This is a genomic window from Bacillus sp. RAR_M1_44 (assembly GCF_020165935.1).
Lineage (GTDB): Bacteria > Bacillota > Bacilli > Bacillales > Bacillaceae > Bacillus > Bacillus altitudinis.
Genome location: NZ_JAIUKX010000003.1, coordinates 340162 through 366367 on the forward strand (window position 1 = coordinate 340162; position 26206 = coordinate 366367).

Annotated in this window: 28 protein-coding genes; 9 read left to right on the plus strand and 19 right to left on the minus strand. The window is 39.5% G+C overall.

Going from position 1 to position 26206, the window contains the following annotated elements:
• Positions 1-6: 6 nt before the first annotated feature.
• The 11 genes from LCD34_RS17620 to fadH form a co-directional block, all read right to left on the minus strand.
• Positions 7-900 (minus strand): WD40/YVTN/BNR-like repeat-containing protein, encoded by an 894-nt coding sequence (locus LCD34_RS17620; protein ID WP_224559789.1) that lies wholly within the window; start codon positions 898-900, stop codon positions 7-9.
• Positions 890-1366: a flavodoxin gene (locus tag LCD34_RS17625; protein WP_017367153.1), complete on the minus strand. Its 477-nt coding sequence runs from the start codon at positions 1364-1366 to the stop codon at positions 890-892. The genes LCD34_RS17620 and LCD34_RS17625 overlap by 11 nt, the downstream gene beginning before the upstream one ends.
• A gap of 199 nt (positions 1367-1565) precedes the next feature.
• Positions 1566-1973: a DUF4275 family protein gene (locus LCD34_RS17630; protein WP_224559790.1), complete on the minus strand. Its 408-nt coding sequence runs from the start codon at positions 1971-1973 to the stop codon at positions 1566-1568.
• Between the two features lie 94 nt (positions 1974-2067).
• The gene (locus LCD34_RS17635; RefSeq protein WP_007498669.1) at positions 2068-2949 is read right to left on the minus strand and encodes a LysR family transcriptional regulator; all 882 of its coding nucleotides are present in this window, start codon (positions 2947-2949) and stop codon (positions 2068-2070) included.
• A 96-nt stretch (positions 2950-3045) separates the two neighbouring features.
• Entirely contained in the window at positions 3046-3489 is a 444-nt protein-coding gene (gene cbpB / locus LCD34_RS17640) for a cyclic-di-AMP-binding protein CbpB (protein ID WP_007498671.1), read from the minus strand.
• Between the two features lie 146 nt (positions 3490-3635).
• Positions 3636-3827, minus strand: a complete 192-nt coding sequence (abbA, locus tag LCD34_RS17645; RefSeq protein ID WP_008347999.1) for an antirepressor AbbA — start codon at positions 3825-3827, stop codon at positions 3636-3638.
• Between the two features lie 149 nt (positions 3828-3976).
• Complete coding sequence (locus tag LCD34_RS17650) at positions 3977-4492, minus strand: ribonuclease H-like YkuK family protein (RefSeq protein WP_008348001.1); 516 nt, start codon at positions 4490-4492, stop codon at positions 3977-3979.
• A gap of 139 nt (positions 4493-4631) precedes the next feature.
• Positions 4632-4874 carry a YkuJ family protein gene (locus tag LCD34_RS17655; protein WP_003212254.1) on the minus strand — a complete coding sequence of 81 codons (243 nt, stop codon included), beginning with the start codon at positions 4872-4874 and terminating at the stop codon, positions 4632-4634.
• A 184-nt stretch (positions 4875-5058) separates the two neighbouring features.
• On the minus strand, positions 5059-5955 hold the full coding sequence (locus tag LCD34_RS17660; RefSeq protein ID WP_007498675.1) for a manganese catalase family protein: 897 nt from the start codon (positions 5953-5955) through the stop codon (positions 5059-5061).
• A 261-nt stretch (positions 5956-6216) separates the two neighbouring features.
• Positions 6217-7437, minus strand: a complete 1221-nt coding sequence (locus LCD34_RS17665; RefSeq protein ID WP_035701050.1) for an EAL-associated domain-containing protein — start codon at positions 7435-7437, stop codon at positions 6217-6219.
• Positions 7438-7501: 64 nt separating this feature from the next.
• On the minus strand, positions 7502-8266 hold the full coding sequence (fadH, locus tag LCD34_RS17670) for a 2,4-dienoyl-CoA reductase (RefSeq protein ID WP_057079611.1): 765 nt from the start codon (positions 8264-8266) through the stop codon (positions 7502-7504).
• A gap of 139 nt (positions 8267-8405) precedes the next feature.
• On the opposite strand from fadH, the gene LCD34_RS17675 reads away from it, so the two are divergent.
• The 3 genes from LCD34_RS17675 to LCD34_RS17685 all read left to right on the plus strand — a co-directional run bounded on the left by LCD34_RS17675 (position 8406) and on the right by LCD34_RS17685 (position 11268).
• Entirely contained in the window at positions 8406-9263 is an 858-nt protein-coding gene (locus LCD34_RS17675; RefSeq protein ID WP_224559791.1) for a metallophosphoesterase, read from the plus strand.
• A 156-nt stretch (positions 9264-9419) separates the two neighbouring features.
• Entirely contained in the window at positions 9420-9917 is a 498-nt protein-coding gene (locus LCD34_RS17680) for a L,D-transpeptidase family protein (RefSeq protein WP_008348009.1), read from the plus strand.
• A gap of 73 nt (positions 9918-9990) precedes the next feature.
• Positions 9991-11268 carry an MFS transporter gene (locus LCD34_RS17685; protein ID WP_008348012.1) on the plus strand — a complete coding sequence of 426 codons (1278 nt, stop codon included), beginning with the start codon at positions 9991-9993 and terminating at the stop codon, positions 11266-11268.
• 227 nt (positions 11269-11495) lie between these two features.
• On the opposite strand, the gene LCD34_RS17690 is transcribed toward LCD34_RS17685, so the two are convergent.
• Positions 11496-11672, minus strand: coding sequence for a hypothetical protein (locus LCD34_RS17690; RefSeq protein ID WP_164071261.1), 177 nt, complete (start codon positions 11670-11672; stop codon positions 11496-11498).
• A 165-nt stretch (positions 11673-11837) separates the two neighbouring features.
• Here LCD34_RS17690 and LCD34_RS17695 point away from each other — a divergent pair, with 165 nt between their 5' ends.
• Positions 11838-12053 (plus strand): hypothetical protein, encoded by a 216-nt coding sequence (locus LCD34_RS17695; protein ID WP_008348016.1) that lies wholly within the window; start codon positions 11838-11840, stop codon positions 12051-12053.
• A 156-nt stretch (positions 12054-12209) separates the two neighbouring features.
• Here LCD34_RS17695 and LCD34_RS17700 read toward each other — a convergent pair whose 3' ends face one another.
• Positions 12210-13154, minus strand: coding sequence for a DMT family transporter (locus tag LCD34_RS17700; RefSeq protein WP_181891553.1), 945 nt, complete (start codon positions 13152-13154; stop codon positions 12210-12212).
• 113 nt (positions 13155-13267) lie between these two features.
• Between LCD34_RS17700 and LCD34_RS17705 the strand changes: the two genes are divergently transcribed.
• Entirely contained in the window at positions 13268-14164 is an 897-nt protein-coding gene (locus tag LCD34_RS17705) for a helix-turn-helix domain-containing protein (protein WP_098680880.1), read from the plus strand.
• A 219-nt stretch (positions 14165-14383) separates the two neighbouring features.
• Positions 14384-14845 (plus strand): YkyB family protein, encoded by a 462-nt coding sequence (locus tag LCD34_RS17710; RefSeq protein ID WP_007498684.1) that lies wholly within the window; start codon positions 14384-14386, stop codon positions 14843-14845.
• Between the two features lie 236 nt (positions 14846-15081).
• Here the strand turns inward: LCD34_RS17710 and LCD34_RS17715 are convergent, their stop codons facing one another.
• The 3 genes from LCD34_RS17715 to LCD34_RS17725 all read right to left on the minus strand — a co-directional run bounded on the left by LCD34_RS17715 (position 15082) and on the right by LCD34_RS17725 (position 18039).
• Positions 15082-15990, minus strand: a complete 909-nt coding sequence (locus LCD34_RS17715; protein WP_008348035.1) for a chemotaxis protein — start codon at positions 15988-15990, stop codon at positions 15082-15084.
• Positions 15991-16063: 73 nt separating this feature from the next.
• Positions 16064-17374 carry an MFS transporter gene (locus tag LCD34_RS17720; protein ID WP_148780169.1) on the minus strand — a complete coding sequence of 437 codons (1311 nt, stop codon included), beginning with the start codon at positions 17372-17374 and terminating at the stop codon, positions 16064-16066.
• A gap of 125 nt (positions 17375-17499) precedes the next feature.
• Complete coding sequence (locus LCD34_RS17725; RefSeq protein ID WP_035700564.1) at positions 17500-18039, minus strand: RDD family protein; 540 nt, start codon at positions 18037-18039, stop codon at positions 17500-17502.
• Between the two features lie 300 nt (positions 18040-18339).
• Here LCD34_RS17725 and LCD34_RS17730 point away from each other — a divergent pair, with 300 nt between their 5' ends.
• On the plus strand, positions 18340-18492 hold the full coding sequence (locus tag LCD34_RS17730; RefSeq protein WP_008348040.1) for a hypothetical protein: 153 nt from the start codon (positions 18340-18342) through the stop codon (positions 18490-18492).
• A gap of 64 nt (positions 18493-18556) precedes the next feature.
• Here the strand turns inward: LCD34_RS17730 and LCD34_RS17735 are convergent, their stop codons facing one another.
• Positions 18557-19441: a cation diffusion facilitator family transporter gene (locus LCD34_RS17735; protein WP_224559792.1), complete on the minus strand. Its 885-nt coding sequence runs from the start codon at positions 19439-19441 to the stop codon at positions 18557-18559.
• Positions 19442-19735: 294 nt separating this feature from the next.
• On the opposite strand from LCD34_RS17735, the gene LCD34_RS17740 reads away from it, so the two are divergent.
• Entirely contained in the window at positions 19736-20908 is a 1173-nt protein-coding gene (locus LCD34_RS17740) for an aminotransferase A (RefSeq protein ID WP_019743910.1), read from the plus strand.
• A gap of 25 nt (positions 20909-20933) precedes the next feature.
• Here LCD34_RS17740 and LCD34_RS17745 read toward each other — a convergent pair whose 3' ends face one another.
• Both LCD34_RS17745 and LCD34_RS17750 read right to left on the minus strand, forming a co-directional pair.
• Positions 20934-22760, minus strand: coding sequence for a PAS domain-containing sensor histidine kinase (locus LCD34_RS17745; RefSeq protein ID WP_181891551.1), 1827 nt, complete (start codon positions 22758-22760; stop codon positions 20934-20936).
• A gap of 156 nt (positions 22761-22916) precedes the next feature.
• On the minus strand, positions 22917-25043 hold the full coding sequence (locus LCD34_RS17750; RefSeq protein ID WP_181891550.1) for a peptidoglycan D,D-transpeptidase FtsI family protein: 2127 nt from the start codon (positions 25041-25043) through the stop codon (positions 22917-22919).
• 336 nt (positions 25044-25379) lie between these two features.
• On the opposite strand from LCD34_RS17750, the gene LCD34_RS17755 reads away from it, so the two are divergent.
• Positions 25380-26177 carry a CAP domain-containing protein gene (locus LCD34_RS17755; RefSeq protein ID WP_017359431.1) on the plus strand — a complete coding sequence of 266 codons (798 nt, stop codon included), beginning with the start codon at positions 25380-25382 and terminating at the stop codon, positions 26175-26177.
• Positions 26178-26206 lie beyond the last annotated feature (29 nt).

A 26206-nucleotide genomic window follows, 5' to 3' on the forward strand; every position in this document is an offset into this window, starting at 1 on the left:
TCCTTATTAATGAATCAGTGCAGGTTGCTCATAAGGCCTGACAAACTTACTTTCATATAAACCCGCACAGAAAAAATTCTCCTTTTGATTGGCGACACGAAAACCATGCCCTTTGATCGTATCAAACCACTTGAGCTCTTTTTGCTCTATATCAAGCTGATACACCTTAGAAAATCCATGCTCGTCCTGTGAGGTGGTCACGTACACAATGCCGTTATCCTCTGACACATCCAAAAATGATTCCTCTCGCGCAAAAGCTTGTGATTGAATATCATGCAGCATATTTGTATGTAAGTCTAAAATTTGAACAGATCCTCTTTTCCCTTTTTTAGAGCCCATCGCACAGACAAGGAGGTGTTCCCCGCAAAGCAACATAGAAGCAGTCATTCGGTGCTCTTCTCTGTTTAGGAGAAAAATCTGTTCACTTTGCAAGTCATACACCCATATTCCTCCATGCACCTCATGAATCTGTGTTCCAATATAAAGATAATCACCGGCTACACATAATGAGCGAATCACAGGGGGCTGATTTACATGAGCAAATGGCTTCATAATTTCCCAGGAAATTCCGAAATCGGTTGACACATAAATACTATGCTTTCCATGTGCGCATACAAACCCATCTTTGCGTCCTGTAATAGACCAAACAACTGCATTTGTCGGAAAAGATGATAGCGCCCATGTGTGGCCCTCATCTCCTGATCGTATGACAGTTCCATTTTCACCAACACCGAACAAATACGGACCAATATAACTGATAGCGTGGATTTTATGCTTAAGCTTAAAAAGCTGCTGCCATCCGCCCTCCACACTGTAATGAAAAATACCTTCTCGTTTGACAGCAACAAAGTAGCCGCCACTTTTAGACGCAGCAACAGCTGTCGCACCTTTATGAAACATGATTTTCAACTCTTTTCTCAGACAATGATGCCCACGTTAAAAAGCTCGTTGCAAACTCCTCACAGCACGCCACATCTTCATCTGTATCTGGCGCAAGTTCCATTTTCAATGTTTCAGGAAATACGGATGCACCTGTCGATTTCAGCATGTCATGAAAGGTATGAACAGCCTCGCAAAACTTCGGATAACTGTAATCGCCTGATCCAAATACCGCCGCTTTGATGTGAGAAAGTTCAAGGGATGAGACCTCTTCATAAAAATCTTCAGCTTCATAAGGTAAATCACCGTCACCCCATGTGTAAGAGCCGATCATAACATAATCGTATGAAGAAAGATCTTCTGCGCTTGTGTCGTCAAATTCCATCATCTCTGTCTCTATCCCTTTTCCTTCAAGCGTTTGTTTTAAGATCGCTGCCATATCTTCCGTATTTCCAGACATACTCGCAAATGCAATTAGTGCTTTCATCTATTGGTCACCTCATCTAAATGATAATCATTTTCAATTATTATATGTACACTTTAAATGATAATGATTTTCATTGTCAAATGTTTTATGAAAAGGTGCTGTTCAAAATAAACATGACGTACATCAAAAAACCGCTCATTCCAATTGGAAGGCGGCTTTAATTGATCATCACTCTATCTCTTTGTGATGTACTCTTTTTTTATTTCTGAATAAAATATGGACCGCAATCGGATTCGTGCGTCATCACAAATGTCCAATTTTCTTCCCAATCCATGACATACAGATCGCTATAGTCCATGTGTCCGTCTGTATACGGCAATTCCTTCACTGACAGGTCAGCGGCGTTTTCAAACAGATACGCTTCTTGAGTAAATTGATAAAAAAGAGTACATGTATGCTTTGATTGCTGATGAAAGGCGTTTATCGCTGCCTCTTTTTCAAGGCATTCAACTTTTCCCCAGCTACATAAGTGCCATAGGAAGCCATCCATCCCAATCTCTTTTTGTTCTTCTAAAGAAAGATGACTTGCAAAACGTCCACGCCATCTCTCGCGTAAATAAGTTCCCCACTTCGGTATATCCATCTTCTTTTTTTGTTGATTTCTCATCATTTCTTCCAGCTTTCTGCTTTTTCAGTAGATAAATCTATTAGAAACCTATCAAACCACTTATCCTAAAAAGCACCTCCTCTTCCAGAAGTACTTACACTGCCTCACTTTCAAGCATTTCTTTCACCACACCAACAAATGCTTGAACTTGTTTTAACTGAAAAGAGGCTTCATATCCTAACAGCCACGTGTCACGTCCGATTTGCTCTCCATTTGCGTCTACGAGCGGGGTTTTGTGTACACTTTTCTCATGATCATATAAGGTGACCGAAGGCAAAATGGCGTAGCCGATACCGTGATAGGCCATTTGTTTACATGTCTCAATCTGGTCCACAAGAATCGTCTGTTTTGGCGACACTTTAAACTTTTGATGCCACCAGTGCTGAATTTCTTGATAATAGGTGCTATCACTTTTAAATTGAATAAACGGGCGTTCTGTCTCAATTAACTCATCCACGTCCTTGATGACAGAATCGACTAAATATAAATGGTCGGTCATTAAGTATTCCTTTGTGCCCTTCCAATCAGGATTCCCGCGAATGATGCCAATGTGCACATGGTCTTCATACAGACTTTTAAGCATCTCACTGCTCCAGCCTGTCACAAGAGATACTTTGGCATTTGGGTATTTCTCGACATACCGCTTCAGCACCTTTGGCAGCCAGTGCTGACCAATAATGGACGCAACTGCAAGCTTGAGTGTACCGTGAATGTCTCCTTCAAGCTCGTCAATTCTCTCTCGCACTCGATCCTGCTCAGTCGTGACCTCTTTGGCGAATTGAATAATCTGTTCGCCAGCTGAAGTGACTGTCAAGCCTTTTTGTGAACGAAAAAAGATTTTGGTTCCCCACTCTTTTTCAATCGTTTGCAGCCTTTGAGATAAGGCAGGCTGAGAGACAAAGAGCCGCTCTGAAGCCTTTCTCATATTCAATTCCTCACTAAGTACAACAAGCATATGTAACTCTTGAAGCTGCATGGGCGCCCTCCTTCTCTTGATAAGTTTTTCTTATTTTATATAGTCATTATATAAATAATAGCTTATGAAGGCAAAAAAAATAAGCTGGGCTGCAGCTCATTTTTTTGCGGAATGAATGACCTCATTTAAGCGCTTTAATACAACACGCCGAGTGAAAATTCCTTCGAATACTTGCTCTTCATTTTCCACACAAACAAATCCATTATTCGTCACAGCGTGAACGCCTTTTAAAACAGGATCCGTCGTTTTCAGTCTTGGAATATCTGATAGCATGACCTCTTCTACCTTCAATTGGTCGAGCTTTTCAAATTCAATTCGTTCTAAGCCAAAGATTTTATCCATGATCATATTTGTTCCAATTAACCCATGAAGGTGATAAGAAGCATCCAGAACAGGTATGGCTGTATATCCTGTTTTTGTCAGGACCAATAGGGCGTGCTCAAGATTATTTCCAATTTGAACGTGTGCCACTTTATCTGCATCAATCATATGCTCAGCTACTGTTGACTCAAGTAATTGAGCCGGTTCTATCTCTATCATGTTTCTTCGACCCCTTTTCTCTCAATCATCAATCATACATTCCCCTTTAACATTAAGCATAAACTAAAACGAATTTTGTCGAAAGATTTTTTTCTGCATAAAAAAGATACTCAGCGTAGAGTATCTAATAGAATGTTCAATCGATATTAATTCTCAAACCTTACTCTGTCATACAATGTGATCAATTTCTTATACGTATTGTCGTCGACATTTTTTGTTCCACATTCTATATCATTGATCTCACTGCTTAGTAATTCGACAGCATATTCCTGATTCAGTAATACGTTTAATAATAGCTTTTTCTCTTCTTCATTAAAACGATTTTCGATGACGCTCATTCAACATCAGGCCCCCTGTTTCATATATGCTTTTATATTGATTAGCAGGCGTTTGAATGTCTGCTTCCTCTCTATACAGCTAGAATAAGGAACTAGAATCGAATCGTCAACCGCACGTTTCGACAACGTTTGGAGAAAAATGACGGAATTTATTTTGTGTATCGATTGGCGTAGCAAAATGCTGCGTATGAGTCGGGTTTTATTTTTGCTTCAATTCCCATGGCTGTGATCATTCCGGTCATTTCCTGGATCAGCTCTTTTGTACTTCCTTTTTTGCCAATATCTAGATGGACTTCAAAACGAAGGTCTGCCCCTTCCTCAGCAAACGGAAGAAGCAAATCCATCAGTTCTGTTAAAGGTCCCTCAAGGATGTCTGCACATACCTTTTGGCTAAACGCTGTCTCTAATGAAATTTTTTCTCTAAGACTTTGTACAGGCCGATTCAACACTTGCTGCGTGAGACAGCCCCAAGCTCCTTTGCCGATCCGGTGAAGATGAATGGCAGTCATAAATGTTGTGACATTCTGATTGACCTGAGAGTCCGTACCAATTGATAGTACATAAACAGATCTCGGGTCTTTTTGAATAAAGTCTTTCATTCTCATGACAACATCAGAAAACGCTAAATGCTCTTCAGAAAGATTAAAGAAAAAAGAATCACTCACAGAAAGGAACTCCTTTTTAATGGTCTCTTATCCGAATATTGCACTGAATGATCATCTTCCTTTTGCTTATCACCTATGAAGTGTATGCTTCCGCAATCAACGAAGGAATTCTTAGAAAAAACATTTCATACGATTCAGCTTAGGATTGTAGAAGCTCAAAAATCTCAATCGAAATCATATCAATGTTGTCAAATGGGAAAGTGTTTGGCTTATCCCCTTGTTGAAAAACAGTCAATTCAAACGTTTGATTCTTTTCGAAATACTTAACACTACAGATTTTCTCACCGTTCACTTCGAAATAACGCTGTGCCGGCTCGTTTGCAGCTTCTGCTGTCTCTTGAAGACTTTGCAGCCTTGTAATGATACCCATTAATTGTGACATTCTAAAAAAAGACTCCTTTCAAAAAAACAACTCAAGATGAACCCGTATTGATTATACACAAGTCCTACAAAGCATCATACCATAAAGTGTTCTCAGATGATATTTTTCCTCTTGAATTCAAAAAAAGAAAAAGAATCTGTTTTTTTATTTTGAGTCTTTTTTCTTATCTCATGCATCTTGTTTTTTATAAACCTGCCGATCTCATCAGGCGTTTCGCAATTTCGTCAAAATCTTCTTTTGAAATACCTGGAGCAAACTCTTCCGGCAAATCTCTATAATCTGGCACGGGTGCACCTTTTGGCGTGCCCTCAATAACAGTCAGCGGCTTTCCATCAATCGGATGGTTTCCTTTCCAAATTTGATTGATATCCTTATAATCCGTGTCACTAAATGTATACAGTTTTGTATGAACATTTTGATCTTCAAACTTTCTTGCAGAATCAAAGTATTTATTGTCGAGATTTGGAATCGGCAGCATCTTCCCAACATCTACTCCTGTCGCTACCTCAAGGGCTTTTGCATACGCCACAACATGTACGCCGCCTCTGACAAGTAAATAACCGATCATTTCTCTTGCCGTAGGGTGATCCGTCATTTCATATACGCGCATTTTATGCGTACGAGCTCCGCACTCTAGGAAGAAGTTATGAAGAAGATCCAGAATCAGATTACCACTTGAGAACACATTCTCACCTGTCCACGGCTTTGCCATGGAGTCAAACGGATAGCCTGTTTGTGCCGTTTGGATAAAATGCTGCGTATTTCGTTTATCAACAGCCGCTTTCATTGGGGTCGTATCTGGATCGCCCCCATGGGTGGTTCCCGTAATCATGAGATTGACTGCAGTTGTCACAAGCTCTACATGACCGAATTCTTCAGCTGTAATACTTGATACAAGATCATAAAATGGTTTGAGCTTTCGTTTCCCTCTAAAGTTAAACGATTGAAACATGTAGTTATTTAATGTGGACATTTCACCAAATTTTCCGCCGAGTAATTCTTGCACAGCCGCTGCACCATTTGCATCTGGGTGATCTGGCATTGGTAAATCAATCAGCAGCCGCTTGTCACGTTTGATCATGACTTTTCCCTCCTACTGTCTAACTATCATCATTTAAGGTGTATGGATGAATTGGGATGTCCTATGCATGAAGGGAATGATTGGCGAACAAAAAAAACTTGGCGGGGGTAGCGCCAAGTTTTTTGGATCTTGATCTGATAGAGGGGTTGGGGAACAGAGAGTAGCTTCTCTCTATAACTAAATGATAATGATTATCAGTTTCATTGTCAACCATTTTTTCTATCTTTTTTCTAATAAAAAAAACAGCCATGTCGGCTGCTTTTAAATTAATCCTTCCTGCTCATATAGATAAGCATACGGAAGATCTACAAACAAATACACGTCTCCCTCTAACGGATAAGAAAACGTTCGTATTCGTTCTCCAGTTTCTAAATCACTGTAGATATCGCTGAAAAATCCTTTTCCGCTAATTCTCATTTGAAGAATATTCGCTAGAAAATAAGGGCGCCAGCTCCAGTTTTTCTCTATATACTCTGGCTGAAACAGCCATTCTTTCTCTTTCTTAAACACATTCCCAGTGATTTGAAACCCTTCTTCATTACACATATAAATGCGAAAGCTGCAATCGGTTAGTTCAAGTGCCAGTTTTTGTATAAGTTCATCATTTGTGCTGCATGATTTTTTTAACGTACTGACGGCTTGATGAATTCGCTTATAAAAGGTTTCAGAATGTTCATAGACAGCTTGGAGTTTCTTTTTCTCATGGGCAATGAATTGCTGAAATTCTTCTTTAAGCTGTTCTTTTCGTTTGTTACGGTCAATTAATTCTGCCGCAGGCTCGTGAAGGTAGAAGCCTTGAAAATATCTTCCGCCATTTCTCCATGCATATTGCAGCTGAAAATTCGCTTCAATGTCTTCATAGATTAAAGCCGCTCCTATTTTTCTTGCAAGAAGTGAAATGCTGTATAACACATATTCATAGGAAGGAGATGGAGACGACGCTCTTAAAGCCTGTAGATCTATTTTTAATAGATCAGGTGAAAGCAGAGCAATCCGGTCAAGATTGCTGCTTTCTTTTCCTATATTAGATACGGCGATTTTGATCCCATATGTACGATAATACGTTAACGTATGGTAAAGCTGTTCAATGTCGCCGCTAAACGTATGTTCAGTAATTTCAATGACAAACCGGCTAAGCTGAATACCCTTTGCTTCATATTCTTTTAAAAGTTCTAAAAAACTTTCGCCATGATCAAGCATGAGGACATTCGCATCATGATTAATAAAGATGAGCAAATCTTCATCTGCGGTTGTGAAGAGATCAAGCGCTTGACTTAATACTTTGTGATCTACTTCCAATTTATATTCGTCAGGAATAGATGAATCCGTAAAGAAGGAGCCTAGACTAACTGTTCCCGACTCAAGCTTCATTCTTCCAAGAATCTCATAGCCTATCACTTTTTGTTCCTCCGCACTGAAGATCGCTTGATAGTGCGGGAAAACATCTTCAATATTCGTTAAAATATCCAATGGATCGACCATTTTCATCACCTGCTTCTCTCTTTGTGTGATTATACCATATCAAAAGCAGGTCTTACACGGTCATTCAAAATGGTGATTGGTTGAGCCATTGCCCCCCATCCATCGTGATACAATCTCCATTAATATAAGATGCATGCTCAGATAATAAGAAACTCGCAAGTTCTGCAATTTCTTCTGGTGTGCCAAGTCTACCGAGCGGAACACTATCTAATGTTCTTTGGGCAGCCTCTTCAGATTCCCACAGTTTATCAGCACCACCTGTTCTTTCAATGGGCCCCGGCGCAATGGCATTTACGCGAATGCGATATTGCTTTCCCCATTCGACTGCAAGCGTTCGGGTAAGTGATAGTACGCCTGCTTTTGCGGCTGCTGAATGCGCTACACCAACACCAGCCCCCCATGCATATGTGGCGACCATGTTGATCATACTTCCGCTTTTCTTTTGACGAATCCAATAGTTGCCCACTGCATGGCTGCAAAAAAAGGTGCCATTTAGCACAATATCAATGACCGCTTTCCAGCCGTTAGGAGACAGTTTTTCTGCTGGAACTAAAAAGTTGCCTGCCGCGTTATTAATAAGTGCATCCACATCACCAAATGTATCTACCGCAAACTTTACCATTTGATCAGCATCTTCTGGATGTCGCACGTCCATTTGAAAATAAGCGATCGAACCACCTTTCTGTTTGATTTCATTTGCCGTTGTTTCAAGGGTCTCTTCTGTTCTTCCAGTAATCAAAACATTCCAGCCCCCGAGTGCCAAATGAGTCGCCATCGCCTTCCCCATTCCGCTTGATCCCCCTGTGACAATCACTGTTTGCTTCGTCATTTGTTCTCCCCCTTTGTGTATTTTGAATGACTATTCATTCATTATTCGTCTATCATATCATGATTTCCCCTCCATACACCATATGGGAGATTCATCAAAAATCATGCTATACTTAATTTTATTTTTAAAGGAGTCTTATATGAAGCAACTTTCCCGTAGGCAGTTTTTAAAAGGAGCAGCTGGTGCGAGTATTCTCGGACTTTTGGCGACCACATCCGGTTATGGCTATGCTCGGTACATTGAGCCGCGCATGATTGACGCCGTATCACTCACTATTCATGATGCTCAGCTACCGGCTTCGTTTAACCAGTTTAAAATTGCGCAATTTAGTGATGTTCATTTAAGTGATACATTTCCGGCAAAAGATTTAGAGACTGTTGTCCAAAAGATCAACGATGAATCTCCAGATCTCATTGTGTTTACAGGTGATCTTGTTGATTTTGAATCATCGATTGAAGAACATGAAAAAGCCAAAGCCTCTTTGTCTAAGCTTGATGCTCCGTTTGGAAAGTTTGCCATATGCGGAAATCATGACTACGGACCATTTGGCATTGATGTATATGAAGAAACGATGAAAGATTGCGGTTTTACATTATGTAAAAATGAAGTGTTTCACTTAGAAAAAGAAGGCGGACGGATACAGATTGCTACACTAGATGATCTCATGATGAGTATGCCTGATTACCATTTCATCAAACGAGAAGTCTCTTCTGATCTCTTTACGTTATTGCTTGTGCATGAGCCTGATGCCGCACTAGAGCTTGAAACAACACCTATTAACTTGCAGCTTTCTGGGCATACGCATGGTGGTCAAATACAGCTTCCTTTCTATGGACCGATTCTCACAGCACCTTTTGGGCGTACATATGTCGAAGGCTTATACGGTAGCTATCAGCACCGTATCTATGTCAACCGCGGGCTTGGGACAACTAGACTGCCGCTTCGGTTTTTAGCCAAACCTGAAATCACTTTTTTCACCTTAAGATCTCACGTGTAAAGAGAAGCCAAATCACCTTTTCCTGCATATGTATAAACAAAGATCATTCTCATGACAAATGTTAGGAGAAACCTTACTGGGCCTGATCTCGTCCATATAGTATATGTGAGGCGGGGATCATGGCTTCTTTTATTTGAGTAAAAGGAGTGTGCTTTCGTGCTGCGATACACAGTAAAAAGTGGAGAAACACTTGCTTCTATAGCACTTGATTTTCGAACAACGACAGATGCTTTAAAGGCTGCAAATCCGTCACTTCAAGCCCGCGAGCCAGAACAAAATGAAGTCATCATCATCCCTGGGTTACCGGATCCTAACACGATCCCTTACCGCATATCTGTGTCAATTTCAGCGAAACGTCTCGTGCTGTTTTCTGGATCACAGCTCTTGCGCTCATATCCGATTGCAACGGGCAGAATATTAAACATGACACCGACAGGTTCTTATTATATTGTCAACAGACAGCCAAACCCAGGAGGTCCCTTTGGCGCCTATTGGCTGAGCCTTTCAAAAGTTCATTATGGCATCCATGGAACGAATAACCCGTCTTCAATTGGTAAAGCTGTGTCTAGAGGGTGCATTCGCATGTACAATCAGAATGTTATCGAACTTGCTTCAATTGTTCCAAATGGAACACCTGTGACCATTAGCCAGTAGGAGAAATCAATTGTACGAATGGTTAAAATTTTATATGATAGAAAGTGGGATCTTCAGGTTAAGGAGCGTATTTATGGATATTTTTAAAAACAGAAATTTTGTTCGTCTCTTTTTTGCAGCACTTGCCTCGCAAATGGGGACAACAGTAGGCAATATGGCGTTTGCCTTTTATTTGCTCGACCATTTTAGTCATCAGCCCGCTTACGCCACTTTAGCAGAGTTAATGTATTCACTGCCTACGATCTTTGTCTTTTTTATGGTCGGTGTGGTCGCAGACCGTTTTGATCGTAAAAAAGTCGCAGAGAATTGTGATTGGATACGAGCTGGGCTGACGATCGTTTTATTTATCGTCATTTATTTTAATTCACTGCCGCTTATTTTCTTGATCTTGTTTATACGAAGTGCCATTACGAAATTCTTCTATCCAGCTGAAGCCTCTCTCGTTCAGGCCATTTTAAATAAAGATCAATATGCAAAAGCTGCTGGTTTAAATCAGATGCTGTTTAGTTTGTTTATGGTATTTGGTGTTGGAATTGGTGCCATTATGTATAAAACGATTGGACTTCACGGTGCCATTACCATTGATTTGGTCAGTTTTATTATTTCCGGTATTCTCATTCGATCATGCAATATTCCAATTGAAGCACGACAGCCTAATGGACAAGCAGGCTGGAAAGGCATGACCGTTAAAACGTCTCTAAAAGATTTTAAAGAAGGCATTCTCTATATTTTAAAAAATAAATTATTGGCCTCTTTAATTTTTGGCTTTTTTGTTTTTGGTCTTGTGAATGGCGCATTTGCCGTTCTTCCGATGTTTACAATGAAATACGGTCTTTCACCGGACCATTTTGAACTGCATACATCCTTTTTTACGATCGCGATCGGTGCCGGACTTCTAGTTGGAAGCTTACTTGGCTCTATTCTTGCGAAAAAGGTCAAGATGCAATATCTCATGTCAATTCCAATTCTAGTTGCAGGTATTTTAATTTTTGTCCTTGGTTCTACCCATACATTATGGTTATTTTATGTCACATCATTTGTCATTGGTACATGTATTGGTCCAGTCAACATTGTCATTGGAGGCTGGCTCCCAAGAATTGTTCACCCTCGTCTGATGGGACGCGTATCAGGGTGGGTTGATCCGCTCACCATGTTTGCACAATCAATGACGCTAGGTTTAATTGCCGTGTTATTTCCAAAGCTCATCACCAATGTTTCTTACATTTATTACGGAATGGGTATTATTATTTTACTCGTCTTCCTTTTTTACTTCATTACACTGCCAAAGTTCAGCAGAGAAGCTGCTGACTTAGATGTACAGCGTGAATTAAAAGGTCAGGGAGTACAATAGATGAAGAAAAAAGGCTAAAATAATGTTTATTTTAGCCCTTTTTCTTCTTTTCAGCGTGATAGAAAACCTTTGAAGTCTAGGAAGGACGAGTACTGGCGCGGAGCGAATTTGTCATTCGTGAGCACCAGCACACAGGACTGACAAAGAATGCGAGGGTTTGTCTACACGTTGAGGACTTTCTTCTATAGAAAGTCCTTTTTTCATGGAAGTATCAAGATAAACGACTATTATTTTTTCTGCTCATCGAAATGATTTGAAGCAAAATGAACGATTCTATCGACTGTATAAATGCTGATAAATAAGATGATAAAAAGAAGAAAAGGATGAATCGGCCGATCATCTACCATGTACACAATGCCTCCAACCACAAAAGCAACCAATAAAGGCGTTAAAATATCTTTCAATCTAAACCGTCCTTTCTGTTCTCATTGACTTTGCTCTTCTTATCTTACAACCAATTTTCCTTTTTATGAAATAAAAGGAATGTGTATAAATGCAACATTTTTAATAAAAATTCTTTACAATATTGGAAGTTTTATAGTAATATAGTCAGGTTGGAGGTGAGGGGCATGCTAAAAAGCTATTATTTTATTCATACAAAAAATGATCAAGGACAATACGTTGTACATACAGAAGACTGCGCATTTTTAGGTGATGCAGCAAGTCGTACATTGATTGGTCTGCACATGAACAGTGAAAGCGCCATGGATGAAGCCAAAAAAATGACGAGTGAAACTGATTTTAACGGCTGTTTTTACTGTGCTTATTCTAGCCATACGAAATAGTCCATGTTTTTAAGCCATATGTTCGACTTTGATTGTCTTGCATATGGTAGATTTTATCCGGCAATCCCGTTCTCATATAAGTCATTAACTACCCATTTATTTTAAAATAGGTAGTTATCTATGTTTAATAGTTCACTTTATATACATTTCACGTATTTAATTCACCTTATCATCTATCAATGAACCCAATTTCTTCTTTTCCCCTCTTATTTTAGGTTGGTATAATGCCATGAATAATATCATGTATACAATACACGCTGTCCCTATCCACTGGAAAAGACCAAATGGCTCTTTTAACCAGAAAACAGTGGTTATCACTGCTGCAAGGGGTTCGACACTTCCAATTAAGCTTGAGTCCTTCGGGGATAAATACTTCAAACTTTCGATGTAAAACCAAAATGCGATCATCGTTCCAAATACAATGACAAATAATAAATAAATATACGCTTCAAAAGGTAATTGAGACAGATTCACCTTCCATGGAGGATGGACCAAGCTAAGGGCAGCTCCCCCTATAAGCATCGCCCAGCCAACAACAACAAGTGAATCGAATTGTTTTAACAGGTTGATTGGATATAACGTATAAAAGGACAATGCCACGGCTGATAGTATTCCCCAAAATACCGCGACAGCTGGAACAGTTAATGTGGAAACGGAACCATTCGTCAATAAGAGAAACATGCCAACCAAAGCCAATGCGACCGTCAACATATCTCTTTTTGTAAAAGTGGATTGCCGGCGAAATACTAGATACACGATAATCATGACAGGTGCTGTATATTGTAGCAATGTAGCCACCGCAGCATTCCCATGATGAATGGACACCATATAAGTATATTGAACAGCTAACATGCCCATTAGTCCAAATATCAGCACTTGAATGGCCGTACTCTTCATTTTCAACACGCCAATCAATTGCGTGCGTTCTTTCGTCATGTAATGAACAAATAAAAGCAACCCGCCTGAAATGAGCAGCCTGACAGTGACCAGCCAATTGACGTCAATTCCATATTGCTGAAACAATTTTTGTGAAACGGTTCCTCCTACTCCCCAACAGATAGCTCCTATCAGTACAAGAAAAATTCCCTTTCTCCTCTTCATTTTTATTCTCCTCAATTCTAAAAAAATCATGATAATATAGTTGATAGTAGTTCAATTTTTTACATATTGATATATCAATTGAACATAAAAATAAAAGAATATTGAGGAGAACCATGCACAATCATCATTTTCTTATTGACAACAATCTGAAAGAATTAACGGAGCATTCAACCACCACATGGCCTATTGCTCTATATCATACAAAGATTCGTGATCATATGAGCGGATATATCCCTCTTCATTGGCACGACGAATTTCAATTCGTCTTTATTTTGGAGGGAGAGGCTGAGTTTCACATTAACGAGAAGATATTGAACATTCAGCAAGGAGATGGTGTATTCATCAACAGTGGCTGTTTACACATGGCAAAGGATGCAAATGGGACGACATGTACTTATATTTGTTTAAACGTTTCACCTCACTTCATCACAACCAATGAGTTATTCACCACGTTCGTTCATCCATATATGCATGCGAGTCAAACACCTTTTATTTTATTCAACCGAAAAGACGGATGGCCAAACCAAATCTATCAATGTATACAAATCATTCAACGATTAATCGAACAAACTCCGGCATATTATGAACTCGAACTTAATATACAGCTCATCACGATTTGGAAATGCCTTTTACAAAATCGTTTTCAACTGACATATGATGTACGTAAGCACGATAGAAATGAACGTATGAAACATATGCTGAATTGGATTCATGAACATTATCATGAAAAGGTTCTTCTTCAAGATATCGCTCGTGAAGGACAATTAAGCCGCTCTGAATGCTGTAGATATTTCAATGATATTTTAAAGAAATCTCCTATACATTATGTGAATGAATATCGAATTCAACAAAGCCTCATTTTGCTTCAAAAGACGGACTTAAACATAACAGAAATCGCCTACCAAGTTGGCTTCAGCAGCACTAGCTATTTTATTAGTATTTTTAAAAGAATAAAAAATACAACACCTTTATCATATAGAAAATCAAAGGCATCGTTTACATCCAACTGAAACGCCTAGTTGGAAAGGATACCGGATAAATGATGATGCTCTTGCTAAGAAGGATTCATTCATTGTTCTTCTTCACGTTTCAGAATCATCATGAATGGCTATTGTAAATAAGAGTGATGAAAATCTAATGCTTTTTACAATAAGTCTATTTGCAATTTACTAATAAAAACGTATAATTTATACTAAGCACAGGAAGACGAAAGACAAAGGAGAGAAAAAATGGACGATTATGCTCATACTAAAGACATAGAACCTACAGCAGAAAACATCGCAAAAGCCATTTATACTGTTAACCGCCATGCTAAAACCGCACCAAATCCCAAGTTTCTTTATCTTTTGAAAAAACGTGCGCTGCAAAAACTATTGCAAGAAGGTAAAGGAAGAAAAGTGGGCCTACATTTCTCTAACAATCCCAGATATAGTCAACAACAGTCCGACGTGCTGATTGAAATTGGAGATTATTATTTTCATCTGCCACCAACTAAAGAAGACTTCGAATTTTTGCCACACTTAGGAAATTTAAATCAATCATATCGCAATCCGAAAGCGAATATGTCATTAAATCGAGCGAAACAAATACTTCAAACGTATGTCGGTTTAAAAGAAAAACCTGCCGCCACAAAACAAAAATCACATTATACAAAACCCGTCTTCAAACGGCTCGGGGAAAGTTATTTTTAAACAGAAAAACCACTCAAAGCGAGTGGTTTTTCAGATTATGGACAAAGGGCTAAAATGTTGTTTATTTTAGCTCTTTGTCTTCTTTTCAGCGTGAAAGAAAACCTTTGCAGTCTAGGAAGGACGAGTACTGGCGCGGAGCGAATTTGACATTCGTGAGCACCAGCACGCAGGACTGACAAAGAATGCGAGGGTTTGTCTACACGCTGAAAAACCACTCAAAGCGAGTGGTTTTTTCTTTAGATAATAAAATGATCTACTTTTTCAATCAACTGATGAATTTCTGGTTTACTAATTTGATCATCTGCACCGATGGTTTCCCCTTTATGACGCAGATCGTCCGTAATTAATGAAGAGAAAATGAGAATTGGAATGGACTGTGTTAAAGGATTGTCCTTCAGCAGCTTTGTTAATCGATGTCCATCCATTTTGGGCATTTCTATATCTGTAATAATCATATCAATTTCTTCTGTCACACTGATGCCTTTACTGACAAGATCCATGACATGGTCATATGCTTGTTTCCCATCTTCAAAGGTCACAATGTTTTTATATCCTGCCTCGGTTAATTCATTTGTTAATAAGCGCATGAGAAGGGGAGAATCTTCAACAACATACAGCTTCTTCCCTGTTCTTCTCTCATCTTTCTCACCGTCAAACATATGATATGTGTCTACACCAGATGCGGATTCAATATCATAGATGATTTTTTCGTAATCTGGAAGGAAAATCATTTTCTCGTCAAGCTTGATGATCCCTGTTAAATGACGGTCCATTCCTTGATTGAGTGCAGTTGGTTTTTCAATCTCTTCCCAGCTGACGCGGTGAATTTGTGATACCGTTCCTGTATGGAACACAAATTTCCGTTGGTTGAATTCAGTCACAATGTATTTCTCTTGTTCTGACTGATCTGACTCGACATTAAAAAAGGAAAATAGATTGATGACTGGTAAAATCTCGCCTCGTAAACTAATCATCCCTTCTACATCTTGGTGAGAGTGTGGTACAACTGTCACCTCAACTGGCTGAATAATTTCTCTTACTTTCATGACGTTAATGCCGAATTGATTTGAACCAATTTCAAACTTCACAATTTCCAATTCGTTAGTACCAGAGTCAAGTAAAATTTCTTGTTTGTTTAAAGCCACGGAAATCCCTCTATTCTTCAATATAAGATTGTACTTTTTATATCGGCAGCATGGGTAAAAAGTTGACGTTTCTTTACGCTTTCTCTCGTACGAATTGATGAATCACAAGTCCTATGGCTGCAAGGATGAGCAAAGACCCTAATGCAAGACGGCTTGCGAGATTCCCATGTGATGCAAATAGAAGTGTGACGGAGCCATAAATAATGGGACCGACGATTGAAGACACCTTTCCCGAAAACGCAAAGAGACCAAAAAATTGCCCTCGTTTTTCTTTAGGCGTCAGCTCAATAATGAGGATTCGTGATGATCCCCAGCTTGCGCCAAGTGAAATGCCGAATAGACTGCCTGCTACCCAGAAGACCCATTCAGTTGTCGCTGTCACAGCTAGAATGAGCGCCACAATTAAAATGACATACACGACTGTAATTGAGCGCTTTGCCCCGATGGCCTTTGTGACATATCCGAATAGAAACGAGCCAATGATACTTGAAATCGTGGACACAAGATACAGCAAAATAAATTGACCTGCCGTAAAACCAATGATAATTTTTGCATAAACAGCCATCATCGCAATCGCTGTCTGCAACGCATCATTCATAAAAAAGAAAGCGATCATAAAAATAAAGGCCGGTTTGTACTGCTTCATCTCTTTAAATGTACGAATAATCTCTTTATACCCGCTGAAAAAAGACGCCTTTTTCTCTTGCTGCGGGAGAGGTTGAGGATCTTTTATAATAAAGAGAAAGGGCAGAAAAAAGAGAAAGAATAAAAGGGCTGTCGGAATGAATGCTTCATGAAACTGGTCATTTCCTACAAGTAAATAAACAGAAAGGCCGACAAGTGTACCTAAATAGCCGACAGCAATACCGAATCCAGAAATGAGGGGGATTTCATCCTTTGTCCCAAGATCGGGCAAAATGGTGTCATAAAAAACAAGACTAGAGTGATAGAAAAATTTGGCGATGACGAACAAGGTAACCACCACCAATAAGGAGACAGGAAGACCAAACCATTCGCTTGAGAAATCAATCCCAGCAAAGATCCCCATCATAAAGGTACAGGCAATACAAATCAAGGTAAACACCGTGATATACCGCTTCTTTTTCCCTGTACGATCAATCAGCACACCGTATAAAGGCGTAAAAATGACGAGGAAAAAGCTTGCAAGTGCGTTCGCATAAGAAATAAATGTACTGGCGATTTGATCCATCCTCGCACTGTCGCCTATCGTCTCCTGCAAGTAAAATGGGAAGAAAATGGTGATCATATTCGATGAAAATATCGTATTTGCAAAATCATACAATGCCCAGGCCAAAACAGGTGCGGTGAAAAAGAGCCCGAAGCTTGCCCCTTTTTTTTGAACGGTCATTTTCCCTCTTTTCAATAGATTGACTCCCTTCTCTGCTTTTATTTTCACTATCATTCTACTTTATGTGACGTTTCCCTCTTCCATACAAGCAATCTATACAAAAAGCACCCCTTACTATTTAGCAGAGGTGCTTCTTTTCATTATTTCTTTACAACAATGGTACTTGCAATCAAATCATGAAGTGCTTGTTTTTTTTCTGTGAAAAACGCAATGATGTAGCCAATGAATAAGATTGGAGACAAAAAGCCTTTTGCAAAAAAGCGGCCTGTCGCGCGCCCAAATGTTATTTTTTCACCCGTTACTTTTGTCACTTTGATGCCAAGAGCCATCTTGCCAAGAGTTCCTTGCAACTTTGATGATTCCATGATCGCATAATACAGCCAAGTCACCGCGATACCGATTAAGGTCGTTACGCCATAGAAAAAGAGAAGGCCCATAATGACTGCCCATTCTTCATCCGTGATCACCGTTGAAGAATAGTAATAGCTATCATCATACATTAAAAATGCCGCCTCAGGGCTTGAGACAAAAAAGAGTGTTGCGAGAATAAATACAATGATTGAAAATGGTACACTAATAATGACACCGTCTAAAAGATGAGCAAGAAAACGATAACCTACACCAGCTAGTTCAGGATGTTTTTCTTCTTGAATAGGTGCTTCTGACATGTTTGTTTCCATCCTATTTCTCCTTTATTATGTATGTTTTCTATAAATTTCTTATAATCATTCGTTATTATATCTTATGAATATCGCAAGATCAATGGAGCTTTACATTTTTACATGAATTTTAGATCATTTTTCAATGATGATTTATGTGAATAAATACTGAAAATTCACGAAAATTATGGCGCATCTAGTTCTTTCAACGCCTGATTTTTTAACATTTTGTGATATTTTCGTCTCATTTCGATTCTTCTGTTGACAATCACGTTTCACATGGTACAATAGTCAAGGATTTTTTAAAGAAAGGTGTTCATTATGGGAACTGTCGTACTATTAAAAAACAACGAAATGACTGTGATTGAAGATATTTGCGAAGCTGATTTTTTAGATATGAAACATGGTTTATCTAATGAAGATACTGCTTATATCTCTTGGTATGAAGATTACGATACTGCTTATGGATATTAATTTCATTTCATAGATGAAGCGTAAAAAAAGGCGATACCACCTAAAAAGAGGTGGTATCGCCTTTTTACGTTTGTGTGCTTCTTTCACTTTCAGGTTCTACATGAATAAAGATTTGTGCATGCGGAAACGCCTGCTGAATGTTCTCTTCAATTCGATCACATAATTGATGAACATCTTCAATGGTTGTTTTTCCATGAACAATCAAATGGAAGTCAATATATTCTTCAGCACCGGATCGTCTTGTTCGAAAGTCATGATATTCAATGAATTCTTGACTGAATGTTTGAATGATGTCCTCTATCGCTTGTTCTTCTTCCGGGGTTAACCGGGCGTCGACAAGCGGCGGGAAGGCTTCCTTCATGAGTTTAAACGCTTCACGCATAATATAGAGCGCTAGCACCATTCCAATAATCGGATCGAGGAAATACCAGTCCGTCAATGCAACAAGCAATAAACTAATGGCAACCCCTAGTGACGTAAACACATCTGTTAAAAGATGCAGTGCATTCGATTTCATAGCAACAGAATGTACTCGCTCTGCCTCTTTGTTCACAACTCTCGACACAGCAAAATTGATAAGTGCCCCGATCAGCATGACCACAATACCAAGTACCGGCAGTTTAACAGGCTCTGGATGCATTAATTTATGAACACATTCATAAATGATCCAAATCCCAGCAACAAAAATCAACAAAGTTTCAATCGTTCCAGAAATATTCTCAACTTTCCCATGTCCATAAGGATGTTTTGAATCTGCCGGCTTTCTTGAAATACGAACAGAGATAAATGCAATAAAAGAGGCCATTAAATCGAGAAAAGAGTGAATGGCTTCTGATAAAACCGCAACAGATCCAGTTAACACCCCTACAATGATTTTAAGGACCACAACAAACGTATTACTCATGACGGATAAAAAGGCTATTTTCGATGTCTTTGCTGATTGATCCATCTATTATCGTCCTCCTTCAGGAGATCGTATGCCTGTGAAAGCAATTCCCATGACTTGATTCTCTCGTTCTTTCAGTTTATACCGTTTTGCCTTATTCTAATCATCTTAAGCAGAGCTGTATTTTCCGAGCAGGTTACGCTATAATAAATGTTGCTCTTTCTTCATCTATCACTCATGCTGTGATGGATAGGAGAATAGACTACATATAACGATATCCGAAGCCTTTCCGCAGGTGACATTTATGCAGTGAATGGTAAAATAGGATAAAAACATAAATTTTTAAGGTGATGAGAAATGGAGCATTTGCTGAATCCAAGAGTAAAGGATATTGAAATTTCAGGCATTCGAACATTTTCAAATCTCGTATCTTCATATGAGGATGTCGTTTCATTGACCATAGGTCAGCCCGATTTTTATACGCCGCATCATGTCAAAACAGCTGCCAAAACAGCCATTGACGAGAATTTCACCTCGTATACTCATAATGCTGGATTTTTAGAGCTAAGACAAGCAATCCAGCAATACATCAAAAAGAAAGTCCATCTTGATTATGATGCAGAGACAGAAATCATTGTAACAACAGGTGCGAGTCAAGCAATTGATGCTGCGTTTCGAACCATTTTGACTGAAGGCGATGAGGTCATCCTGCCCGGCCCTGTGTACCCTGGCTATGAACCGATCATTCGGATGTGCGGTGCGGTGCCCGTGCATATCGACACAACAAATGCCGGTTTTAAATTAAATGCCAAGCTGATTGAAGATGCATTAACGGAAAAGACAAAGTGTGTTGTCCTTCCATACCCTTCAAATCCAACTGGGGTCACGCTATTAGAAGAAGAATTGAAAGAAATTGCACAGCTTCTTGAAGGAAAGGATATTTTTATTCTATCTGATGAAATTTATAGTGAGCTGACATTTGATCGTCCGCATCATTCCATTGCTTCTTTCTTAAAGGAACAGACGATTGTCATCAATGGACTGTCAAAATCTCATAGCATGACCGGATGGAGAATCGGCTTTTTATTTGCTTCCGCTCCTATTGCTAAACATGTATTAAAAGTACATCAATATAACGTGTCTTGTGCCTCGGCTATCTCACAAAAGGCGGCACTTGAAGCAGTGACAAACGGTGTGGATGATGCACTAATCATGAGAGAGCAATATAAGAAAAGACTCGACTATGTATATGATCGACTCATTTCTATGGGGCTTCCGGTCATTAAGCCTTCCGGCGCTTTTTATATTTTCCCTTCCATTGAATCGTTTGGGATGAGTTCATTTGATTTTTGCATGGAGTTGTTAGAAAGTACAAAACTTGCGGTCGTACCTGGTTCTGCTTTCTCTTCACTCGGAGAAGGATATGTGCGCCTTTCCTATGCATATTCACTTGAAACGTTAAAAGAAGGACTTGACCGTCTCGAACAATTTGTTCTTGAAAAGCGTTCCATACAATCAACAGACGGATGAAACAACGGCTCTCTTGCCGTTGTTTTTATTTTGCGGGAAACATGATGTGAAACACAGTCCCTTTCTCTGGGTGGCTATCTATCCGGATGGTTCCGTTGTGATTTTCTAAAATATTAAATGTCACCATGAGCCCAAGCCCTGTTCCCTTTTCTTTTGTCGTTAAAAAAGGTTCGCCGATCCGCTTCATGACCGATTCAGGAATACCAATTCCTTCATCTCTAATCGTGACAAGTATCCCTTCTTTTTCGGCTTTGGCGGTAATGTCTACCTTCCCTCCGTCCGGCATGGATTCGACGGCATTTTTGATTAAATTGATAAACACCTGCTTCAGCTGGTTTTGATCCCCATTCATCAGGAGATCCTCCTCGATATCACTTGTGTTCATCAAAATTCCATTTAAGTTGGCCTGTGTTTCTAACAGAGCGGTGACTTCGCTAATGATTTTTTTCAAATCAAGCGTCTGCATGGATGCCGTTTGCTGCGGCTTCGCAAGCATTAGTAGCTCACTTAAGATGATTTCAATCCGGCTCAGCTCAGAGAAGACAATTTCAAAATATTGATCACGGTCTTTTGTTTTTGGTTTAATGAGCTGTAAAAAGCCCTTAATCGCCGTCAACGGATTCCTTATTTCATGTGCAATGCCTGCTGCCAATTGACCTGCGATTGATAATTTTTCAGAGCGCAGCATGAGTTCTTCTGTCTGTTTTCGTTCAGATATATCTCTTAAAATAATTTGAACGGCTGTTTCACCAAAAAATGTGGTAGGGATACAAACCATTTCTGTATAAATCAACCGGTGTTTAAACGTATGGCAGCTCATCGTCACAATCTCAGAATCTGATGCTCTTTCGATAATACGTGATAAGCTCTTTTTCACTTTTTGCTGATCACATGAATGGATTTGATGAAAGATATCTTTTCCGATTAATTTATCGTAATGTTCGGCTTCAAATAATTTAATACCTGATTCATTCATAAATACCCATTTATGATCGTGGATGACGGCGATGGTATCAATCGAATTTTGGATAAGCAGCTGATACCGCTCTCTACTTTTTTGAAGAACGGTTTGAAATTTTTTACGGGAAGAGATGTCCACTAATAGTAAAAGTTCTGCCCGTTGATTTTGATAAATTGCCGGAGATGACTTCACTTCAATATGAATCATGCTCCCGTCTTGTCTTTTCCATATTTGTTCAATCATTCCGACTGGAAGACCTTGCTGCAGTCTTTTGATTCGGCTTCTCACAATGTCATGGTACTCCTCGGCAATAAAATCAAACGCAGACTTGCCGATCATTTCATCTTTTGTACATACACCCATTAATTGCAGCATCGCATCGTTGGCATACACAATTTTCCCAAGCGCCGTAATACATAACGGATTTGGCAGCATGGCAATCAGATTTTCAGCTTCACTGACATCTTGGAAAGCCGGTAGACTGCCTAACGACTGTTCTGACACTTCTGTTGGTTGAAATGCTGCTTTTTGAGGCTCTGTATTCATTACCCTCATTTTCAGGATCATTTCTCTACTCAAATCGTTGTCTAACCCATCACAAGCAACAAAATCAATGCTTGCTTCTACCCATACAGCTGTAAGATCACTTCTAAGCAGTCTAAAGTGGCAAATCTCTAGCATGTGCTGATTATAGAAATAACTTTCGACGAGAAATTGATCTTCGGTATGAACAAAGTCTTTCAAAAAACACCCTAGTAAATCCTTTTGTTCATAGAGCAAAAGCTGCTTACAATTGGAAGAAATGTAGAGAAAGCGGCCATTAGAAGAAAGAACGGCATGTAAATCAATATTCGAGTACAGCTGATTCGAATCTTTCATTTTTTGTTCCATCGTCGTCCGACCCTCCTTTAATTTTTTTAGGGTTGTCCTTAGTTTGATGTATAAAAAGGATTCGCTAGAAAAACCGTATTTTCCTCCCAATCTCTTGTGAAACGTCCATATTTTCAGCAAAAAGGGAGCACTTTCTCTTGCTGTGCTCCCTGCTGTTTATTGCTTTTCATATTTCTTTTGTAATTCAACGTACTTATCAACAATTTTACTTGGAATGGTTTTAATGACAGGATCTTTATCTGATACATACGGTGTGACGACACTAAATGCCACTTTCGGATTGGAAGAAGGATAATATCCTCCAAAGGTTAAATTGTACGTGGCATTCCCCCACCAGCTCCGGTTGGCACCATAGTAGAAGGTTTGGGCTGTACCCGTTTTCCCTGCGACATCATGCTGACCGAACCGGCCAGCGGCAGTCCCGCCTGTTGATGTGACCATTTTTAGTCCCATTTTGACGCGGTCGATATCTGCTTTCGAGTTGTTAATGGTGTTCAGCACCTTCGGCTCATATTTCTTCACAACAGGGCCTACTTCTTCCTTATTCGTTGGAAAGTGAACACTTTTCACCACTCTTGGCTGAATACGGTTACCTCCATTGGCGATGGTCGACATGTATTGTGCGACTTGAAGTGGTGTATACGTGTCATACTGACCAATCGCTTCATCAAGTAAGAGTCCGCCGACTGTCTGAGGATGCGTCTGCATTCCGCTTGATTCCTGCGGCAAGTCGATGCCTGTTTTCACGCCAAGACCGAATTGCGCATAGTAGTTTCTCATTTTTTGTAAGTGTTCAGGTCTTGCCCGTAACGGGCCATCTTTTTGATAGGTGATCCCTGCCATTCTCATCGCCACTTGGAACATATAAACGTTGGAACTTTTTTGGAGTGCCTGAAGGTCGTTAACCCATCCAAGAACTTTGTAAGACTGTTTAGGCTTTCCTCCACTTCCCGCAAAATACAGCGGTGTATCCAAATAGGATTGATTGTGTGACATGCCATCTTGATAACCAGAGAGGACAGTAGCTCCTTTGACAACAGAGCCCATTTCATACTGAGTCGTAAATGTACCGATTGCATAATCTGTGACGTCTCTGCCGTCCATTTTCTTCCCTGACATCGCGAGAACATCACCTGTGTTTGGGTCCATCATCACAACAAAGGCACGGTCCATCATATAGTTTCTTGCACTAGCGGATCTTAGCTCTGATTCAACGATTTTGTCGACTTCCTTTTGCAGCTCCATATCAAATGTGAGTGCAAGGTCAAGTCCTCTTCGTCCTTCTGTCCGCTTGATTTCATCAAGCAGTTTTCCGCCGACCTGTGTATATTGAACAGTTGCTTTTTCTGGATTGAGAAAATCCTCATATTGATATTCTAAATAACTTTTTCCTACTCGGTCATTTCGCGAGTAACCTCTTGCCATATAGTAATCTTCACGCTCTTTTATAATGCCTTGCTCTGGGGTGGTGACACCGCCAAGGACATTATAGAGGGTTTTTTCATACGGATATTTCCTTGTCCAGTCATTGATGACATTTACACCAGGCAGTTCATCAAGATGCTCTGATACAAGTGAGATCTCTTCGTATGTCAAACTTACGGATGATGTCTGTTTTGATTCTTTAGTTTCATCAAGCAGCGCAACTTTTTCGTCCCCTTTTTTCTCTTCGTTCGGGTCCATCGCTTTCACGATTTGAGGTTCAAAGGCATATCCGCCTGTAAACCTGCGATAGATCGCTGCAACTGCTTTTTCCTCTGCATCTTTTTCGATCGCCTTGATTTCTTTCTTAGGCACACGCTCTACTTGAAGAGGATAGACATCTTTTGATTTAAGATTCTTTTGCTCTGCTTTTGAAATGAGCTTATCCGCTTCTTTCGGATGGCTTGCCAGCCAAAAATCTCGAATGTCACGCTCTCTCAAAAAATCTGTATCCATTTTTATATAAGTCGCAAGTTTTCTTGCTACTTTAATCTTATCCTCCGCTTTCACACCGCTTTCTGATGTATAAACGATGGCAGGAACACTTTCGTTATCAACAACGACTCTTCCTCTCGCGTCATACATTTTTCCTCTTGGAGACGGGTATGATGCTGTTTTGACCTCAGTTCGGTTGGCTTGCTTTTTATAATCCTCACCATTGACGATTTGCAGCACACCGAGCTTGATGACAAGTCCAGCAAATAAACTAAATACAGCGAAGAAAAAGAGATTAATTCTCCAGGCGTTCCGGCGCTTCATTTTTTTCTGCTCGGCAGCACCTTGATGCTGTTTCTCTCCCACTTATGTAGCTCCTCTCATCCTTTCAATCTTTTACAATTACCACTCATTATTGTAACACTTTTGTAATAGTTGTTACAGCGAAACAAGTGAAAAAAAGCTGTCAATCCCTATTCTGCAAAAAAATATACTAACACTTTAAAATATTGGTATGTTTATGTCGTTTTCTTTAAATAGAAAGATTCTCCATTCATTGATATGAGGAGATTCTTTCTATGACTTTAACAAAAATGACAAATGGGCGTTGTCAATGGAGGATGCTGGTACGTTTATAACAAAAAGTCCATGTTATGATTTTCTGTGAGAAAACAAAACAAAGATTTTAGGAGGAGTTACAAAATGAAAAAGAAATCATTCATTTTTTCAGCGCTGACAGCTGCTGCATTGATCACGTTCACTGGAGGGCATTCAGCTGATGCGAAAGAGCTTAACCTGAAACAAGTCATAAACGTACAGCATCAAGCCATTGATCTTCATACATTAGCTGCAAAATTACATATCTCTTCAGATGTAAACAAGCTAAGCACTTCAAATCAAAAAGAGATCGAAGCTCTATTAAACAAGCTGATCAAAAGTGGTCAACCTGTTACTGGTACAAAAGTGGTGAAAGAAGTAAACAAAGCAAAAAATGAGCAAAAACAAGAATCAGTGAAAAAACCAGCTACTTCTAAACCAAGCACACCAGCAAAAGAAAACACAACGAACAACAGCTCAAAATCTGATCAAAAAGACACAACTGCAACAAAAGCAGACAGCAGCTTAAATGCATTTGAACAAGAAGTGGTTGAGCTGACAAATAAAGAGCGTGCAAAACAAGGCTTAAAAGCTCTTTCTGTTGATTCTAAATTAAGCAAATCTGCTCGCGCTAAATCACAAGATATGAAAGATAAAAACTATTTCTCTCATACAAGCCCAACTTACGGATCTCCATTTGATCAAATGAAGCAATTTGGTATCACGTACAAAACAGCAGGTGAAAACATTGCGCAAGGTCAAAGATCACCTCAAGAAGTAGTAACAGCTTGGATGAACAGTGAAGGTCACAGAGCGAACATTTTAAACAAAAACTATACACATATCGGTGTAGGTTATGTAAAATCTGGTAACTACTGGACGCAGCAATTCATCGGAAAATAAGATCAAAAAAACCTGTCTCTATTCGGGAC

Bases quoted from the DNA above. Each gene is read 5' to 3' on its own strand.
- LCD34_RS17625 (WP_017367153.1), bottom strand. From the start codon at position 1,366: ATGAAAGCACTAATTGCATTTGCGAGTATGTCTGGAAATACGGAAGAT.
- LCD34_RS17665 (WP_035701050.1), bottom strand. From the start codon at position 7,437: ATGGTCGATCCATTGGATATTTTAACGAATATTGAAGATGTTTTCCCG.
- LCD34_RS17710 (WP_007498684.1), top strand. From the start codon at position 14,384: ATGGACGATTATGCTCATACTAAAGACATAGAACCTACAGCAGAAAAC.
- LCD34_RS17660 (WP_007498675.1), bottom strand. From the start codon at position 5,955: ATGATCAAACGTGACAAGCGGCTGCTGATTGATTTACCAATGCCAGAT.
- LCD34_RS17725 (WP_035700564.1), bottom strand. From the start codon at position 18,039: ATGGAAACAAACATGTCAGAAGCACCTATTCAAGAAGAAAAACATCCT.
- LCD34_RS17705 (WP_098680880.1), top strand. From the start codon at position 13,268: ATGCACAATCATCATTTTCTTATTGACAACAATCTGAAAGAATTAACG.
- LCD34_RS17685 (WP_008348012.1), top strand. From the start codon at position 9,991: ATGGATATTTTTAAAAACAGAAATTTTGTTCGTCTCTTTTTTGCAGCA.
- LCD34_RS17755 (WP_017359431.1), top strand. From the start codon at position 25,380: ATGAAAAAGAAATCATTCATTTTTTCAGCGCTGACAGCTGCTGCATTG.
- LCD34_RS17735 (WP_224559792.1), bottom strand. From the start codon at position 19,441: ATGGATCAATCAGCAAAGACATCGAAAATAGCCTTTTTATCCGTCATG.
- LCD34_RS17630 (WP_224559790.1), bottom strand. From the start codon at position 1,973: ATGAGAAATCAACAAAAAAAGAAGATGGATATACCGAAGTGGGGAACT.
- abbA (WP_008347999.1), bottom strand. From the start codon at position 3,827: ATGAGCGTCATCGAAAATCGTTTTAATGAAGAAGAGAAAAAGCTATTA.
- cbpB (WP_007498671.1), bottom strand. From the start codon at position 3,489: ATGATAGAGATAGAACCGGCTCAATTACTTGAGTCAACAGTAGCTGAG.
- fadH (WP_057079611.1), bottom strand. From the start codon at position 8,266: ATGACGAAGCAAACAGTGATTGTCACAGGGGGATCAAGCGGAATGGGG.
- LCD34_RS17740 (WP_019743910.1), top strand. From the start codon at position 19,736: ATGGAGCATTTGCTGAATCCAAGAGTAAAGGATATTGAAATTTCAGGC.
- LCD34_RS17655 (WP_003212254.1), bottom strand. From the start codon at position 4,874: ATGTCACAATTAATGGGTATCATTACAAGGCTGCAAAGTCTTCAAGAG.
- LCD34_RS17745 (WP_181891551.1), bottom strand. From the start codon at position 22,760: ATGGAACAAAAAATGAAAGATTCGAATCAGCTGTACTCGAATATTGAT.
- LCD34_RS17730 (WP_008348040.1), top strand. From the start codon at position 18,340: ATGGGAACTGTCGTACTATTAAAAAACAACGAAATGACTGTGATTGAA.
- LCD34_RS17675 (WP_224559791.1), top strand. From the start codon at position 8,406: ATGAAGCAACTTTCCCGTAGGCAGTTTTTAAAAGGAGCAGCTGGTGCG.
- LCD34_RS17635 (WP_007498669.1), bottom strand. From the start codon at position 2,949: ATGCAGCTTCAAGAGTTACATATGCTTGTTGTACTTAGTGAGGAATTG.
- LCD34_RS17695 (WP_008348016.1), top strand. From the start codon at position 11,838: ATGCTAAAAAGCTATTATTTTATTCATACAAAAAATGATCAAGGACAA.
- LCD34_RS17620 (WP_224559789.1), bottom strand. From the start codon at position 900: ATGTTTCATAAAGGTGCGACAGCTGTTGCTGCGTCTAAAAGTGGCGGC.
- LCD34_RS17700 (WP_181891553.1), bottom strand. From the start codon at position 13,154: ATGAAGAGGAGAAAGGGAATTTTTCTTGTACTGATAGGAGCTATCTGT.